We start from the raw sequence: 14,333 nt of genomic DNA on the forward strand, positions 1-14,333 counted from the left end.
AGACCCTAGTGCAGCCGCGGGGGCCACGCTGTAGACGCCGGGCAACAGTCGCGTCTTCACGCCGGCCGGGTCACGGACCGCCGGACACGGCCCGACGCGAGGCGCCGAAGGAGGTCGGCGAGGATGCGCCAGCCTGCCCAGGTGGCGAGGAAGCCCACCAGGCCCGCTGTCAGGCCGTCGGCTGTGGTGGGGATCGCGGGCGTGTAGTCCTGGTAGGTGGCCCGCGCGAGGCTGGGATCGGGATCGCGCATCAGGGCGACGACGCGGCCGAGAGGGCCGCCGGCCTCCGCGAGTTCCCGGCGCTGCCGATCGAGGGCGGCGAGACGCACGATATCCTGGCGTGCCGCCTCGCCGCGCCGGGCGACGAGAGGGTCGCCGTCGCTGCGCAGGCGCGCCACCGCATCGTCGCGGCTACGCCCGGTCGCGACGGCATCGGCCTCGAAACCGGAAACCACGCGGCGCAGTTCGTCCAGGGTGCCGCCGAGGCGCTGCGCGTATTGCTGGGCGAATTCCGGCGCCTGCGCCGCCAGGGCACCGCCGATCAGTCCGAGGGCAAGCCCCAGGGTGCGTAGGACGCGAAACACCGGCCTCTCCGCGTGGGTGGTGACGGGGGACAAGGGCGCGACGGCGCGGCGGGTTCCGGCGGACCGCTCGGCCTCAAGCCGCCGTCCCCTCCCCCGCGAACGCCGCAGCAATGTTCGCTTCGGTGACCTCTGCGAGGGGACGGGCCACTTTCAGGGCGCGGGTCGGGCGCCCGGGGACGAGAATGAGAATGACGGTCTCGATACCCGGGCAAGCCGGGTCGGCACAGACGATCTCGCTCGCCTTCACGGTGACGGCCGCGTCGAAGCCGCCGCAGCGGCGGACCCAATCGACGACCTTCGCGCGGGCACCCTGATCCGCCGGCGGGCGGCGGTTGCCGAAGCTGAACAGGGCCATCGGCGTCAGGCCGGGAGGGTCAGAAGGCCCGCCTGCCCGTCGGCGCAGCCGAAGGCGAGGCGGCTGCCACGTCCGTCCCAGGCCAGGGCCGAGATGGCGCTGCCCTTCACCGCGGGCCGGACCAGCAGTTCCGACGCGTCGGCAAAGCGCACGAGAAGGATGCAGCCGTCCTCGTAGCCGATGGCCAGAACCAGGGCCTTGGGGTGGAACGCCACCCGCGAGACGCGGGCGGGCCGCACCCCGCACTCGCGGGGGGCCTTGCCGGTGGGGCCTTCCTTCGAATCGAAGGGCCAGACGATGGCCGCCTCGGCGCCGCTGGTGGCCAGCCAGTGTCCGTCGCCGGACCAGGAGACTGAGCGCACCTTCGCAGGATAACCCGACATCCGCATGTGACCGCGGTCGGGCTGCAAGCGCCAGCCGTGCAGGGAGTTCTCCTGCATCGTGGTCACGACGAACCGGCCGTCCGGCGACCAGGTCACGTCGATATGCGAGCCTTTCCACTCGATGAAGTCGGGGGCAGTGTCGAGATTGGGGTACCAGAGGGTGGCGCCGTTGTAGTGCGCCACCGCGAGACGATAGCCCTTGGGCGCGAAGGCGAGGCCGCGGGCGGTCGAGGGCGCCGCGAAGCTCTTCTCCCGTCCCTTCGCGTCGCGGGCGACGACGTTGCGCCCGGCCGCGTAGGCGAGGCCGCCCTCGGAATGCAGGGCGAGGGCGTCGATCCAGGCACCGTTCTTCGCACGGGCGACCTCGACGACGTCGCCCGTACCGGAGGTCGCCACCACCCGGCCATCGTCGCCGCCCGTGACGAGGCGTCGCCCGTCCCCGGCCGCCACGAGGATGCCGGCCTCCGGATGCGCCTCGACCCGGCGGAGTTCGGCTCCGGAGGCCAAGAGCACGCCGCCGTCTCCGAGGGCGAGGGCCAGGGTGTCCTTCAGCCAGACCGTGGCGGTGACGTGGGCACCGGCGGATAGCGGCGCGACGTGATCGAGGAGGGAGGGGGCACTCATCGCAACGGGTCTCTCAACCAGGGGCTCGCGCGCTCACTTCACGACGGCGACCTTCGCCGGCGCCGCGCGCGCCGTCAGGACCGTCGCGACGAGCGCGAGGAGGCCGGCGATGCCGGCGGGAATGGCGAGGGCATACAACGCCAGCTTCCCGTAGGCGACCGTCCCGGCCACGGATCCGAGGAGGAGCGCGAACCAGACGACGCCGTCGCCGACCCAGGCGGTGCGCGCGCCGCGCCGGGCGAGCGCCAGAGCGAGCTTCTGGCCGAAGCCGAACAAGGCGCCGGTCACGAAGGTGGTCCCGGCCCGGAAGCCCTGGACATGGGAGAGGACGGCGTTCTGCGCGCCCATCGCCAAGGCCAGCATCAGCGAGGCGACACCGGAATCCGGCACGGCCGTCGCGGCCTCGAAGGCAGCGCCGACGATCGCGGTCTCGAAGCCGAGAATCACCGGAGTGACCCAGCGCGCGGGCGTGAGGGCTGAGAGGCCACCGCCACAGATGCCGCCGGTGAGGAAGGCCACGATCATCAGCGCCGGCAGAATGGCGTGATGGGGATCGCCGTGCCCGAGGGAGACCGCGAACTGGGTCGTGTTCCCGCTCATGAACGAGGTGTAGAGGCCGCCGAGCCGGATGAACCCGAGGGCGTCCACGTAGCCGGCCAGGGCCGTGAGGACGAGGCCGAAGCCGAGATGCCAGGGACGGGTCATGGACGGGGCACGCACCCATTCACCGGCGTCGCCGCAGGGTTAAAGCTTCGCTTACCAAGTCCGCGCAATTGGAGTGATCGGCGGCGAACGATGCGCCTCGGCGACCCGTTTGTCTTGCGATCCGGCCCAGCCCCCAGGGGCTCACGCCGGGTGAGTAGGAGTTGCGTCATGATTTCCTTCGCCTGCGCGTTTCCCGCCCATCCCGCCTTTAGCCCGCGTGCCGCCGCCGAGACCGTCCTGGTGGTCGAGGATGAAGCCATGGTCTGCGAGCTCGCCGCCGAGGCGCTGCTCGACGAGGGCTACCGCGTCCTCACCGCCGCTGATGCCGACGCAGCGGAGGACATCCTGGCGCGGGAGCGCGTCGACCTGCTCTTCACCGATATCGATCTGGCCCGCAACACGAACGGGATCGCCCTCGCGCGGCGCGCGCGCCGGCACTTGCCGAACCTGCCGGTGGTCTACACCTCGGGTGGACGCGGCCACCTCTCGCAGGCCGACGCCGTCACCCAGTCCGTCTTCGTTCCGAAGCCCTACCGCCTGAGCCATCTCGTGGCCCTCGCCAACGAGATCCTGCGTTCCCACCCCCACCACGGCTGAGACCGGACCGCGCGCGGCGCGGGTTCGGCCGCCGGAGCCCAGAGCCTTCCGATGCGCCATCTGTTCCTCCCTCTCTTCGTCCTCCTGGCCGGCACGGCGACGGCCTCGGCCGTCTGCGACGTGAAGGGCGCCAAGCTGGAGGAGGCTATCGCGGCCAAGGCCGAGCTGCGCGAGACGGCCAACAAGCAGACGGTGCGCGACCTGCGCACGCTGCGCGACGCGGCCATCGTGCTGGAGACCTACAAGTATTCCACCGAGTGCGAGCGCCTGGTCGAGATCGTGCGGGCCCTCGCCGCGAACCCCGAGAAGACGATCGAGCGCGGCGGCGATACCGACGAGGACAAGGCCGAGGACCTGATGGAGGCCCGCGAGCCGAAAGCGCCGACCCCGGCCGAAACCGCCAAGCCCAAATGAATGCGCGGTGCGTTGAGCTGCGCGGAACGACACGACGAGGGGTAAGCGAAACGGCATGGCGAAGGACACTCAGATCCGCGAGGCGGGCATCGCGCACGCGGCACAACGGCTGCCGTCGGTGGTGGTCGACGACTACAACATCGAGCTGAAGGACGGCGAAGGCTTCATCGGCGACCGGGTTTCGAAGTCTGCGTTTCGCGAGATGCTGGAAGCGTGCCGGGAGCGCCTGCGTGCCCTCGGCGCCGATCCGCTGGGTGAAAAGGCGAGCTGCGATTTCTCGAAGCGTCGCATCGACCAGATCCTGCTCGGCGAGGATCCCCTCGCCGCGGGCGTGGTCTTCAGCGCGATCAAGGACTTCGCGCAGGAGCTGGCCCGTGTGGCCCGCCTCTTCCTCGGCCAGGATGGCTGGGAGGGCACGCAGGCGATCGTGGTGGGCGGTGGCTTCAGCGACAGCCGGGCCGGACGCCTCGCGGTCGCGCGGGCAGGCTTCCTGCTGCGCGCCGGGGGGCTCGACATCACCCTCGAACCGATCCGACACCATCCCGACGAGGGCGGCCTGATCGGCGCCGTGCACCTGGCGCCGTCCTGGATGTTCTCCGGCTACGACAGCCTGCTGGCCGTCGATATCGGCGGCAGCAACATTCGCGCGGGCGTCGTGGTCACGAACCTCCGGAAGGCTGCCGACCTCTCGCGCAGCGAGGTCTGGCGCTCGGAGATCTGGCGCCATTGCGACGAGGATCCGATGCCGAGCCGCGACGAAGCGGTCGAGCGCCTCGTGGGCATGCTCAACGACCTGATCCGCCGAGCGGACCGCGCCAACCTCACTCTCGCGCCCTTCATCGGCATCGGCTGCCCCGGCATGATCGAGGCCGACGGCACGATCGATCGCGGGGGCCAGAACCTGCCCGGCAACTGGGAGGGCCGCGACTTCAACCTTGCCGAGCGTGTGACGGCCGCGATCCCCCGGATCGGCGAACACCCGGCCATGGTGGTCATGCACAACGACGCCGTGGTGCAGGGCCTCAGCGAGGTTCCGCACCGGACGGACGTGACGCGATGGGGTGTGCTCACCATCGGCACGGGCCTCGGCAACGCCAGGTTCACCAACCGCGGCACGGAGGACGAGGACTAGCCGCCGCGGCGGCCTCAGCGCGCTTTCGCGCCGGTGCGCGCGAAGGCCTGGGCGATGCGCTCGCGCAGCTCGTCGTTCAGCTCGATATCGACGATGCGCCACGTCCAGGCGCGCAGGCGCAGGCGGATCCGCAGACGACGGTCCCGGCCCGCCTCCGGCGGCACGCCGACGACCACGGTGCGAAAGCCCCGCATCTCGGAAGCGAGATAGAAGGGGATCAGCCGGCGAAAGGAATCGATCCGGAGGCCCCCGCCGGCCGCTTTCTCCTCGGGCGCGTCGCGGCCGAGCTCCACCGATTGCGGCCATCCGTCGTCGAGGAGGTCGACGACGGTCCGGGGCGTCACCAGGGCCTCGGCGATCGGGATCGCGAGAGCTGCGGCGGCCTCGGCGATGCGCTGGCGCTCCCTGGGCTCCGCATCGGGCGCGGCGGGATCACGCGTCTGGGCCGCCGCGGCGGCCTGGCGGATCACCGAGAGGCGCAGGGATCGGAAATTGACGTGCTGCGCGATGTAGTCGGTATCGTGCGCCTGGACCGCGCGAGCGATGTCATAGAGTGCCCAGAGCGGCGTCAGCGTGTACGCGAACCAGCCGAGCACCAACAGGATCGGGATCGACCACCACCGCATCGGGCGTCAGGCCGTCACGCGGGAACGCGCCAGGTCGTCAGCCCGGAAAAGGCATCGACCACGCCCTCGTAGACGGGCCGCTTGAAGGGTACGATCAGGTCCGGCAATCCGGCCATCGGCTCCCAGCGCCAGGCATCGAATTCGGACTTGAAGGCGCCGTTGCCGGGCGTGGCGACATCGATCTCGTCGTCTGAACCGAGGAAGCCGAAGGCGAACCACTTCTGCGTCTGGCCGCGGTAGCGCCCCTTCCAGGCCTGCTTCAGGACCTCCGCGGGCAGGTCGTAGGAGAGCCATCCCGGGGTCTCGCCGAGCCGCACCACCGAGCCGGCCGCGACGTTGGTCTCCTCATAGAGCTCGCGCAGGGCGGCCGCTCCCGGATCCTCGCCGTCGTCGATCCCGCCCTGGGGCATCTGCCAGGCCCGTCCGTCCGCCACGTGCTCCGGCCCGGCATCAGCCCGCCGCCGCCCGATGAAGACGAGACCTGTGCGCGAGATCAACGTGATGCCGACGCAGGAACGGTAGGGAAGGTCGGCGCCGTCGGTGATCGGGGATGCGGTCATGGCGGCGACCATAGGCAGGCGGGGGATGTGCCGCAACGCACGAAACGGCGCCGCAGCGCAATTCCGGGCCGGCCTGTCAGGCCCGGGCCGTCGAGCGGGCCGTGTCAGGGTTTGGCGCTGGTGAGCCGGGGACTCGGCCCGCTTCCGCGCAGGGCGACACTGACCGGAACGAGACGAATGCCGCGCGCCTCCGCCTCGGCGGCCCAGCGGGCGATTCGGTCGATGCTCATCGGCAGGGCCGAAGCGGAGCCGAAGGCGAAACCCTTCTGTTGGGCCTGCGCTTCGAGCCGGGCCAGTTCCCGGTCGATCGCCTCGGGCCGCGGCAGGGCGTCGAGGACGATCTCGGCTCGGGCGACGGGTACCCTGGCCTTGGCGGCCAATGCGGGGGCAACCGAGCGCGGCGAGGTTCCGTCATCGACGAAACCCAGGCCGCGGGCTCCGATCTCACGCAGAACCGGCTCCAGGGCGCCCGGATCGCTGGTGAGCTTCGCGCCCATGTAGTTGACGAGACCGACGAAGCCCGAGAACCGACTCATGACCCAACTCAGGCGATCCAGATTCTCCGGAGGGCGCGAGCTGGTCAGGAGCGTCTGAGGACCGGGATCGCTGTCGGGATAGTCGAAGGGCTCCATGGGCACCTGGAGCAGGGCCTCGTGCCCGGCCTCGCGAGCCCGGGCGACGGTCCGCTCGAGGTCGGTGCCGTAGGGTGCGAAGCCGAGGCTGATCGCGGGGGGCAGGCGGGTGATCGCGCTGGCGGTGGCCGCCTGGCCGATCCCGAGGCCCGAGACTAGAATGGCGATGCGGGGCCCGGGACCGCCGGCATCCGGCCGCGCATAGACGTCGAGGGCGCGCAGGCGGCCGTCGCCGAGGCGGGGGATGTTGCCGTGGCGACCGCGTTCGACAAGCCGTGGATCCGGAGCGGTGCTCAGCTTCACGGCGGCCGCGGACGGAACCTGGATGACCACGGCATCGGTGGGGGCGGCCGTGCCGGTCGGGCGAACGACGATAACGCCGGAGGCGGTCTCGACGTCGCTGGCGCTGCTCGGACCGGATTTCACCGCCTCTGGCTTCGGCGCCTGTGTCGTCGGCTCCGGGGCGACCGGCTCGCGGAGCGCGATCACCGCCACCGCGCTGGGCTCGCCGCCCTCGGGGTCACCTGCCACGACGAGGATACTGGCACCGAGGACGAGGCCCGCCACGAGACCGCCGAGCACCATCGGGGCGGTCACGCGCACCTGCCGCAGGGCCCGCAGACGCTGGCCGGCGGTCGGCTTGCCGCCGAGCGGACGGGTCAGGATATCGTCGGTGGCCACGCGCAGCCGCTTCCCCAGGCTCCTGGACCGAGGCTCGCAGAGGGACTGGCCGAAACGGCGACGGCCCCCAGCGTCGGTCCTGAACCAACATTGGGGGCCGTCATGGTTAACGCTTCGCTAAGGCGAGCCGGATCGTGTTCAGTTCGGGACGGCGGCCTTCGGCGTGTTGGCTGCGCCCTTCTGGATACCGCGCAGGAAGTCGAAGGCGGCGATGAGCTGCTTGTCCTTGGCCGGGTCCGGCGGGACGTAGGCGGACGAACCGCCGCGCTCCTCGACGTCCTTCTGCTTGAGGTGCCCCTTCAGGCCGGCCTCGCCCTTGGTCTCGTCCTTCCCCTTCAGCTCGTCCGGCACCTCCTGCAGGACCTCCTGGTCCGGCTCGATGCCCTTGGCCTGGATGGAGCGGCCCGACGGCGTGTAGTAGCGGGCCGTGGTCAGGCGCAGGGCGCCGCTGCCGCCCAGGGGGATGATCGACTGCACCGAGCCCTTGCCGAACGAGCGCGTGCCGAGCACCGTGGCGCGCTTGTGATCCTGCAGGGCGCCAGCCACGATCTCGGAGGCCGAGGCCGAGCCGCCGTTCACCAGCACGACGATCGGCTTGCCCTTGGTCAGGTCGCCGGCCTTGGCCGAGAAGCGCTGCGTCTCGTCCGGGTTGCGTCCGCGCGTGGAGACGATCTCGCCCCGGTCGAGGAAGGCGTCCGAAACCATCACGGCCTGATCGAGGAGACCGCCCGGATTGTTGCGGAGATCCAGCACGTAGCCCTTGAGCTTATCGGCGCCGATATCGGTGTTCAGCTTGTCGATTGCCGCACGCAGGCCGTCGAAGGTCTGCTCGTTGAACTGGGTCAGGCGAATGTAGCCGACGTCTCCACCCTCGGCGCGGGAACGCACGGGCTTGATCTTGATCACGTCGCGGTTGAGCGTGACCTCGATCGGGTCCTTCGACTCCTTGCGGCTGATCTTCAGCTTGACCGGCGAATTCACCGGGCCCCGCATCTTGTCCACGGCCTGGTTCAGGGTCAGGCCCTGGACCTGATCCTCGTCGATCTGGGTGATGATGTCGTTGGTGAGGATGCCGGCCTTCGAGGCCGGCGTGTCGTCGATCGGAGTGACGACCTTGATCAGGCCGTCCTCCATCGTAACCTCGATGCCGAGGCCGCCGAACTCGCCGCGGGTCTGCACCTGCATGTCGCGGAAGCTCTTGGCATCCATGTAGCTCGAATGTGGATCGAGCGAGGTCAGCATGCCGTTGACGGCCGCCTCGATCAGCTTCGCCTCGTCGGGCTTCTCGACGTAATCGGTGCGCACCTTCTCGAACACGTCGCCGAACAGGCTGAGCTGGCGGTAGGTCTCGGCGGAGGCCGCGACCGCGCTCGTCCCCGAGAGCAGGCGGGTCTGGGTCGCCACCATGGAGGACCCGACGCCGACGAACGCGCCGAGCAGAACGAGGGAAACCTTGCGCATTATCCGCGAACCTTCTCGCTGGGGCTTTTCGCCCACCAAGGCTCCGGATCGATGGAGCCGCCGTCTTTTCGGAACTCTACGTACAGGACCGGATCGCCGCGGTCTGCGGCCGCCGCATCGGTGCCGGTACCGCCCTCCCCCATCGCCGCCACCGGCTCGCCCGCGAGCACGAACTGGCCGACTTCGACGTTGATCTGGTCCATCCCGGCCAACAAGAGATAGTAGCCATCGCCGGCGTTGATGATCAAGAGTCGCCCGTACGAGCGGAACTGCCCCGCGAAGGACACCCAGCCATCGGCCGGTGACGAAACCACGGCCTTCGGGCGAGTTGCGAGCGATATGCCGCGGGTGGTGCCGCCGTTCCCATCAGGCTGGTTGAAGCTGCGCAGGAGTGCTCCGCTGACCGGACGTGGCAGGTCGCCACGGGTGTCGACGAAGCGCACTTTCGGGGAAAGCCGGGCGGGATCTCGGGCCCCGGCGGCAGCAAAGCGCTCCTGCGTCGCACGGGCCTCCCGCGTCTCGGCGGCCCTGGCCTCCTCCGCAGCCCGGCGGGCGGAGGCGACCTCCCCCTCCATCCGGTCGAGAAGATCCTTGAGGCTGCGGGCCTGCACCGACAGTTCGGCCGTGCGGGTCCGCTCGGCTGCGAGGCCGCTCTCGACCTCGGCCTGACGGGTGCGGCGCGCGGCGATGAGGGCGTTCAGGCGCTGCTGCTCGCGGGCCCAGCCCGCGAGATCGTTGGTCAATCCTTCGCGATCGGCGGCGATGAGGCCCTTGAGGCGCACGAGCTCCGAGAGGTCTGCGGCAAGAGTCTCGGCCTCGCCGCGCAGTTCGGGCACCACGGCCCCGAGCAGCATCGAGGTACGGATCACCGCGAGCACGTCTTCCGGCCGCACCAACACGGCGGGGGGTGGCCGCCGCCCCATCCGCTGCAGGGCCGCCAGGATCTCCGCGATGACGCCGCGGCGGGAATCCAGCGAGCGGCGCAGGGCGGCCTCACTGGCACCAAGCGTCTTCAGACGCTCCTCCAGCCGGCTCATTCGAACCTCGGTGGCCTGCGCCTGGCGCGTGGCGTCGAGAAGCGCGGTGTTCAATTTGGCCCGATCGCCGCCGATACTGGCGATCTCCGCCTCGTACTTGGCGCGGGTCCCGGTGCTGGCAGCCAGGGCGTCCTCGATGCGCTTGAGGTTCTCCGCCCGGCGGGTCTTCTCCTCGAGTGCCTTCTGGACCGCTTCCGGCGTTGCCGGTTCCTCGGCTCGGAGCGCGGCCGGCGCGGCGAGGAACGATGGCGTCAGAAGGACGAGCGCCAGCAGGCCGCCCCTCATGCCGTCTCGCCTGCGTCGCGTGGCCGGGTTCATCGCTCGTCGAGGTTTCCGCGGTGGTACGGGTGGCCGGCAAGGATCGTCAGCGTGCGATACACCTGCTCCAGGGCGAGGACGCGCACAAGCCCGTGCGGCAAGGTGGCGGCTCCGAAGGACAGGGCGAGCTCAGAGCGATCTCGCACGACGGCATCAAGGCCGTCGGCGCCCCCAATGGCGAGGACGAGGACGGAGCGACCCGCATCGCGCCAGCCTCCGATGCGCGTCGCGATGGTTTCGCTCGTGAGATCGGCGCGGCCGCGCTCGTCATAGACGGCCAGCACCGCGCCAGCGGCCGCGTGAGCCAGGATTGCAGCCCCCTCCTCGGCGGCGCGGTCCGGCGCGCGGCGGGCTCGGCTTTCGGGGATCTCGGCAATGTCGCAGGCTGTGAAGCCGAGGCCGCGCCCGAGCTGCGCGGCCCGCTCACGGTAACGGACGGCGAGGTCGCGCTCGGGTCCAGGCTTCAGGCGGCCGACTGCCGCCACGAGAAGGCGCACGAAGCGGTGCCGGCGCTCACTCGGCGACGACGGAAAGGGGACGATCGCTGGTCGGACGATCGGCGCCCCACATTTTCTCAAGATTGTAGAAGCCGCGCACCTCCGGCCGGAAGATGTGCAGGATGATGTCACCGGCATCGATGAGCACCCAGTCGCAGGCCGGGAGACCCTCGACGCGAGCGGTACCAAGCCCCTTCGATTTCATCTCCTGAAGGACCCGGTCGGCGATGGCGCCGACATGGCGCTGGGAGCGGCCCGAGGTGATGATCATGGTGTCGGCCAGGGAGGTCCGCCCCATCAGATCGATCTCGATCGTCTCTTCGGCCTTCATGTCCTCGAGGCAATCGAGAGCCAGGCTCCGGAGATCATTGATCTTCCGGTTGGTGGAGTCGTCAGAGCCTAAGGCTCCGGTATGAACCGCGTCGTTCAGTGTCTGGGTTCCTGCAATCGCCATCGTCATCCCGTGATCGTACCCTGTATGAGGATAAAGTGGAACGTGGCTCTTGCCTTTTCCATGACCGTCCTATGCATCGCTCTCCGCCCTGGCCCGCAGAGCCGTCGACGAGAGGGTCGAGCGCGGTCCGTGCAAGAACATCCAGGCCGGGGCGGTCCGGTCGGCCAGGGTAGGCGCATCCGCTTCGGGTATGCGCCAGCGCGCTAGGGCCTGAGCGGCGCGAGCGGCTGGGGCCTTCAGCGTGAAGCCCGGCCGGTCGACGATCGCGATCGGCATCAGGTGGGCGATCTCGGAAAATCCCTGCCAGCGATGAAATGTCGCGAGGCTGTCCGCCCCCATGATCCAGACGAAGCGCACCGAGGGATAGCGACGGGTGAGGAAGCGCAGGGTCTGACGGGTGTAGAGCGCGCCGATCCGTGATTCGAAATCGGTGACGTCGATGCGCGGATGGTCGGCGACACGGTCAGCGCGAGCGACCCGCCGGTCGATGGCCGCGAGTTGCCCGCGGTCCTTCAGCGGATTGCCCGGTGTCACCATCCACCAGAGGCGGTCGAGTCGCAGGCGCCTCAGGGCAACGAGGCTGACATGCCGGTGCCCCAGATGGGCCGGGTTGAACGAGCCGCCGTAGAGGCCGATGCGCAGGCCCGGCGTCACGGGGGGCAGGTGCGCCGGCCCCGACGCGTCAAAGCGCATCGGGGCCGAGTCGGGTCGGGCGTGGCCGCGTCAAGGACGCGTCTGCCCGTTCCCGTGAACGCGGTACTTGAAGGTCGTCAGCTGCTCGACGCCCACCGGCCCACGTGCGTGCATCCGTCCGGTCGCGATGCCGATCTCGGCGCCGAAGCCGAACTCGCCGCCATCGGCGAACTGGGTCGAGGCGTTGTGGGTCACGATCGCCGAATCGACTTCGGCGAGGAAGCGCGTGGCCTCGGCGATATCGTCAGTGATGATCGCGTCGGTGTGGTGCGAGCCGTTGGTCTCGATGTGCTCGATTGCGGCGTCGAGGCCGTCGACCACACGCACCGAGATAATGGCATCGAGGTACTCGGTGCGCCAGTCCGCCTCGATGGCGGCGGTGACGCGGTCGTCGACCGCCTGGACGGCGGCGTCACCGCGCACCGCACAGCCGGCCTCCAGCAAAGCGGTGACGAGGGGGGCCAGGTGTGTGTCGGCACAAGCGCGGTCGACGAGCAGGGTTTCGGCGGCCCCACAGATGCCCGTGCGGCGCATCTTGCTGTTGAGCAGGACGGTGCGGGCCATGTCGAGGTCGGCACCGGCCGCCACGTAGACGTGGCAGATCCCATCGAGATGGGCGAAGACCGGAACCCGGGCCTCCACCTGCACGCGTTCCACCAGCCCACGCCCGCCGCGGGGCACGATGACGTCGATACCCCCGTCGAGGCCAGTGAGCATCGCTCCCACCGCGGCCCGGTCGCGCGTCGGTACGATCTGGATGGCGTCGGCGGGCAGGCCGGCAGCCTCCAGCCCGGCGCGCATGATGCGGGCGATGGCCATGGCGGAGCGATGGCTGTCCGAACCTGCCCGCAGGATCGCGGCGTTGCCGGCCTTCAGGCAGAGCGCACCGGCATCGGCAGTGACGTTGGGCCGGCTCTCGAAGATGACGCCGATCACGCCGAGGGGGACGGCAATGCGCTCGATGAGCAGGCCGTTGGGCCGCTCGAAGGCCGCGACCTGCCGGCCGACGGGATCGGGCAGCGCACCGATCTTGGCCACCGCATCCGCGATGCCGTTCAGGCGGCCCGCATCGAGGGTGAGGCGGTCGATGAGCGCCTGCGTCTGGCCGGCGGCACGAGCCGCTTCCACATCAAGGGCGTTCTCGGCCAGGATGACGTCTCGCTCGGCGCGCAGGCGCTCGGAGATCAGCCGCAGGGCCGTGTCCTTGGTCTGGGCTGGCGCGAGGGCGATCTGGCGGGCGGCGGCGCGGGCGCGACGGCCGATGGCGTTCATCTCCTCGGAGAGATCGCCGGGCGGCGCAAAATCAGTTCGCAGGTTCAGAACGGGCACGGCCTTCATCCTCGCGACCGTCGCGGAAAGGGGCGCGGCCGCCATGTGTTCCCGCTCGTCATGCCATGCCGGATACCGTCAAAACAAGCATTGCCGCTGACAGAGCTGCTATTCCCCCACCATGGCGAGGTCGTCGCGGTGCACCATCTCGGCCCGACCCGGATGGGTGAGGAGGTCCGCGATCTCGCGGCTCGGCCGCCCGATGATGCGCAGGGCCTGATCGCTGTCATAGGCTACGAGCCCACGTCCGAGAATGCGCCCGGCCTCGTCGCGGATCACCACCGCGTCACCGCGCCCGAAGCCGCCCTGGACCTTCGTGACGCCCACCGGCAACAGGCTCGCGCCGCCCTGGAGGGCTCGCGCCGCGCCGGCATCGACCGTGAGAATGCCGCGCGGCTCCAGGGAGCCGGCGATCCAGCTCTTGCGCGCGGTGACGGGGTTCGAGCCGGACAGGAACCAGCTGCAGCGCCCACCCCGGAGAATGCTGCGCAGGGGATTCTTCTCGCGCCCGTCGGCGATGATCATGTGGGTGCCGCCGCTCGCGGCGATCTTGGCCGCCTCGACCTTGGTGCGCATGCCGCCGCGGGAAAGCTCCGAGGCCGGCCCACCCGCCATGGCCTCGATCTCGGGAGTGATCCGCTCGATCAGGGGCAGGTGGCGCGCCTCCGGGTCGGTGTGCGGCGGCGCTGTGTAGAGGCCATCGATGTCGGAGAACAGTACGAGCACGTCGGCCCCGATCATCGTGGCGACGCGGGCGGCCAGGCGATCGTTGTCGCCGTAGCGGATCTCGCTGGTGGCCACCGTGTCGTTCTCATTGACGACGGGCACGGCCCGCACCTCGAGGAGCTTCAGCACCGTGGCGCGCGCATTGAGGTAGCGCCGGCGCTCCTCCGTGTCCTGAGGCGTAACCAGGATCTGGCCGGCGGCGATGCCGTGATGCCCCAACGCTTCCGACCAGTGGCGCGCGAGGGCGATCTGCCCGACGGCCGCCGCCGCCTGGCTCTCCTCCAGGCGCAGGGTCCCGGGCGGGTAGCCGAGCACCGTGCGTCCCAGGGCGATGGCCCCGGAGGAGACGACGAGGACGTCGGCACCGCTGGCATGAAGGTCGGCGATGTCCTCGGCGAGCGCACTCAGCCAGGCATGGCGCAGGCGCCCACGCGTCCGGTCGACCAGGAGGGCCGAACCGACCTTGATGACGATGCGACGGAAGTCTTGGAGGTTCGGGGGCTGAACGTCGGAGGTCATCGGCAG

Annotated in this window: 17 protein-coding genes; 3 read left to right on the plus strand and 14 right to left on the minus strand. The window is 70.1% G+C overall.

Features of this window, described 5'->3' with window-relative positions:
- Positions 1 to 56: 56 nt before the first annotated feature.
- From AC0IY1_RS00125 to AC0IY1_RS00140, 4 genes are all read right to left on the minus strand, one after another.
- Entirely contained in the window at positions 57 to 584 is a 528-nt protein-coding gene (locus AC0IY1_RS00125) for a DUF2937 family protein (RefSeq protein ID WP_055947862.1), read from the minus strand.
- A gap of 73 nt (positions 585 to 657) precedes the next feature.
- A complete protein-coding gene (locus tag AC0IY1_RS00130; protein WP_471766935.1) occupies positions 658 to 939 on the minus strand; it encodes a hypothetical protein in 282 nt (93 codons plus the stop codon).
- Between the two features lie 5 nt (positions 940 to 944).
- Positions 945 to 1,946 carry a WD40 repeat domain-containing protein gene (locus tag AC0IY1_RS00135; RefSeq protein WP_471766937.1) on the minus strand — a complete coding sequence of 334 codons (1,002 nt, stop codon included), beginning with the start codon at positions 1,944 to 1,946 and terminating at the stop codon, positions 945 to 947.
- A gap of 33 nt (positions 1,947 to 1,979) precedes the next feature.
- Positions 1,980 to 2,651 (minus strand): YoaK family protein, encoded by a 672-nt coding sequence (locus AC0IY1_RS00140; RefSeq protein WP_471766938.1) that lies wholly within the window; start codon positions 2,649 to 2,651, stop codon positions 1,980 to 1,982.
- 168 nt (positions 2,652 to 2,819) lie between these two features.
- Between AC0IY1_RS00140 and AC0IY1_RS00145 the strand changes: the two genes are divergently transcribed.
- From AC0IY1_RS00145 to AC0IY1_RS00155, 3 genes are read left to right on the plus strand one after another with little or no spacing between them, the layout of a single operon-like run.
- The gene (locus tag AC0IY1_RS00145) at positions 2,820 to 3,248 is read left to right on the plus strand and encodes a response regulator (protein ID WP_055947850.1); all 429 of its coding nucleotides are present in this window, start codon (positions 2,820 to 2,822) and stop codon (positions 3,246 to 3,248) included.
- Positions 3,249 to 3,299: 51 nt separating this feature from the next.
- Positions 3,300 to 3,662, plus strand: coding sequence for a photosystem reaction center subunit H (locus tag AC0IY1_RS00150; protein ID WP_471766940.1), 363 nt, complete (start codon positions 3,300 to 3,302; stop codon positions 3,660 to 3,662).
- Positions 3,663 to 3,717: 55 nt separating this feature from the next.
- Complete coding sequence (locus tag AC0IY1_RS00155; RefSeq protein WP_471766941.1) at positions 3,718 to 4,794, plus strand: ROK family protein; 1,077 nt, start codon at positions 3,718 to 3,720, stop codon at positions 4,792 to 4,794.
- 14 nt (positions 4,795 to 4,808) lie between these two features.
- Here AC0IY1_RS00155 and AC0IY1_RS00160 read toward each other — a convergent pair whose 3' ends face one another.
- From AC0IY1_RS00160 to proB, 10 genes are all read right to left on the minus strand, one after another.
- A complete protein-coding gene (locus AC0IY1_RS00160) occupies positions 4,809 to 5,420 on the minus strand; it encodes a DUF2939 domain-containing protein (RefSeq protein WP_471766942.1) in 612 nt (203 codons plus the stop codon).
- 14 nt (positions 5,421 to 5,434) lie between these two features.
- On the minus strand, positions 5,435 to 5,980 hold the full coding sequence (locus AC0IY1_RS00165; RefSeq protein WP_471766943.1) for an RNA pyrophosphohydrolase: 546 nt from the start codon (positions 5,978 to 5,980) through the stop codon (positions 5,435 to 5,437).
- A gap of 104 nt (positions 5,981 to 6,084) precedes the next feature.
- Positions 6,085 to 7,299 carry a divergent polysaccharide deacetylase family protein gene (locus AC0IY1_RS00170; RefSeq protein ID WP_471767379.1) on the minus strand — a complete coding sequence of 405 codons (1,215 nt, stop codon included), beginning with the start codon at positions 7,297 to 7,299 and terminating at the stop codon, positions 6,085 to 6,087.
- Positions 7,300 to 7,431: 132 nt separating this feature from the next.
- Positions 7,432 to 8,754 carry a S41 family peptidase gene (locus AC0IY1_RS00175; protein ID WP_103708453.1) on the minus strand — a complete coding sequence of 441 codons (1,323 nt, stop codon included), beginning with the start codon at positions 8,752 to 8,754 and terminating at the stop codon, positions 7,432 to 7,434.
- Positions 8,754 to 10,076, minus strand: coding sequence for a murein hydrolase activator EnvC family protein (locus AC0IY1_RS00180; RefSeq protein ID WP_244477182.1), 1,323 nt, complete (start codon positions 10,074 to 10,076; stop codon positions 8,754 to 8,756). The genes AC0IY1_RS00175 and AC0IY1_RS00180 overlap by 1 nt, the downstream gene beginning before the upstream one ends.
- Positions 10,077 to 10,105: 29 nt before the next feature.
- On the minus strand, positions 10,106 to 10,606 hold the full coding sequence (gene rlmH / locus AC0IY1_RS00185; RefSeq protein ID WP_055947830.1) for a 23S rRNA (pseudouridine(1915)-N(3))-methyltransferase RlmH: 501 nt from the start codon (positions 10,604 to 10,606) through the stop codon (positions 10,106 to 10,108).
- A 16-nt stretch (positions 10,607 to 10,622) separates the two neighbouring features.
- Positions 10,623 to 11,066 (minus strand): ribosome silencing factor, encoded by a 444-nt coding sequence (gene rsfS, locus AC0IY1_RS00190; RefSeq protein WP_082512817.1) that lies wholly within the window; start codon positions 11,064 to 11,066, stop codon positions 10,623 to 10,625.
- A gap of 63 nt (positions 11,067 to 11,129) precedes the next feature.
- The gene (locus AC0IY1_RS00195; RefSeq protein ID WP_471766944.1) at positions 11,130 to 11,753 is read right to left on the minus strand and encodes a nicotinate-nucleotide adenylyltransferase; all 624 of its coding nucleotides are present in this window, start codon (positions 11,751 to 11,753) and stop codon (positions 11,130 to 11,132) included.
- Positions 11,754 to 11,783: 30 nt separating this feature from the next.
- Positions 11,784 to 13,082, minus strand: a complete 1,299-nt coding sequence (locus AC0IY1_RS00200; protein WP_471766945.1) for a glutamate-5-semialdehyde dehydrogenase — start codon at positions 13,080 to 13,082, stop codon at positions 11,784 to 11,786.
- A 108-nt stretch (positions 13,083 to 13,190) separates the two neighbouring features.
- Positions 13,191 to 14,327: a glutamate 5-kinase gene (proB, locus tag AC0IY1_RS00205; protein WP_055947823.1), complete on the minus strand. Its 1,137-nt coding sequence runs from the start codon at positions 14,325 to 14,327 to the stop codon at positions 13,191 to 13,193.
- Between the last annotated feature and the right edge of the window lie 6 nt (positions 14,328 to 14,333).

This window comes from Methylobacterium sp. AC690 (assembly GCF_979256535.1).

Bases quoted from the DNA above. Each gene is read 5' to 3' on its own strand.
- AC0IY1_RS00130 (WP_471766935.1), bottom strand. From the start codon at position 939: ATGGCCCTGTTCAGCTTCGGCAACCGCCGCCCGCCGGCGGATCAGGGT.
- AC0IY1_RS00180 (WP_244477182.1), bottom strand. From the start codon at position 10,076: ATGAGGGGCGGCCTGCTGGCGCTCGTCCTTCTGACGCCATCGTTCCTC.
- AC0IY1_RS00175 (WP_103708453.1), bottom strand. From the start codon at position 8,754: ATGCGCAAGGTTTCCCTCGTTCTGCTCGGCGCGTTCGTCGGCGTCGGG.
- AC0IY1_RS00135 (WP_471766937.1), bottom strand. From the start codon at position 1,946: ATGAGTGCCCCCTCCCTCCTCGATCACGTCGCGCCGCTATCCGCCGGT.
- AC0IY1_RS00165 (WP_471766943.1), bottom strand. From the start codon at position 5,980: ATGACCGCATCCCCGATCACCGACGGCGCCGACCTTCCCTACCGTTCC.
- rsfS (WP_082512817.1), bottom strand. From the start codon at position 11,066: ATGACGATGGCGATTGCAGGAACCCAGACACTGAACGACGCGGTTCAT.
- AC0IY1_RS00145 (WP_055947850.1), top strand. From the start codon at position 2,820: ATGATTTCCTTCGCCTGCGCGTTTCCCGCCCATCCCGCCTTTAGCCCG.
- proB (WP_055947823.1), bottom strand. From the start codon at position 14,327: ATGACCTCCGACGTTCAGCCCCCGAACCTCCAAGACTTCCGTCGCATC.
- AC0IY1_RS00150 (WP_471766940.1), top strand. From the start codon at position 3,300: ATGCGCCATCTGTTCCTCCCTCTCTTCGTCCTCCTGGCCGGCACGGCG.
- AC0IY1_RS00195 (WP_471766944.1), bottom strand. From the start codon at position 11,753: ATGCGCTTTGACGCGTCGGGGCCGGCGCACCTGCCCCCCGTGACGCCG.
- AC0IY1_RS00160 (WP_471766942.1), bottom strand. From the start codon at position 5,420: ATGCGGTGGTGGTCGATCCCGATCCTGTTGGTGCTCGGCTGGTTCGCG.
- AC0IY1_RS00140 (WP_471766938.1), bottom strand. From the start codon at position 2,651: ATGACCCGTCCCTGGCATCTCGGCTTCGGCCTCGTCCTCACGGCCCTG.
- AC0IY1_RS00155 (WP_471766941.1), top strand. From the start codon at position 3,718: ATGGCGAAGGACACTCAGATCCGCGAGGCGGGCATCGCGCACGCGGCA.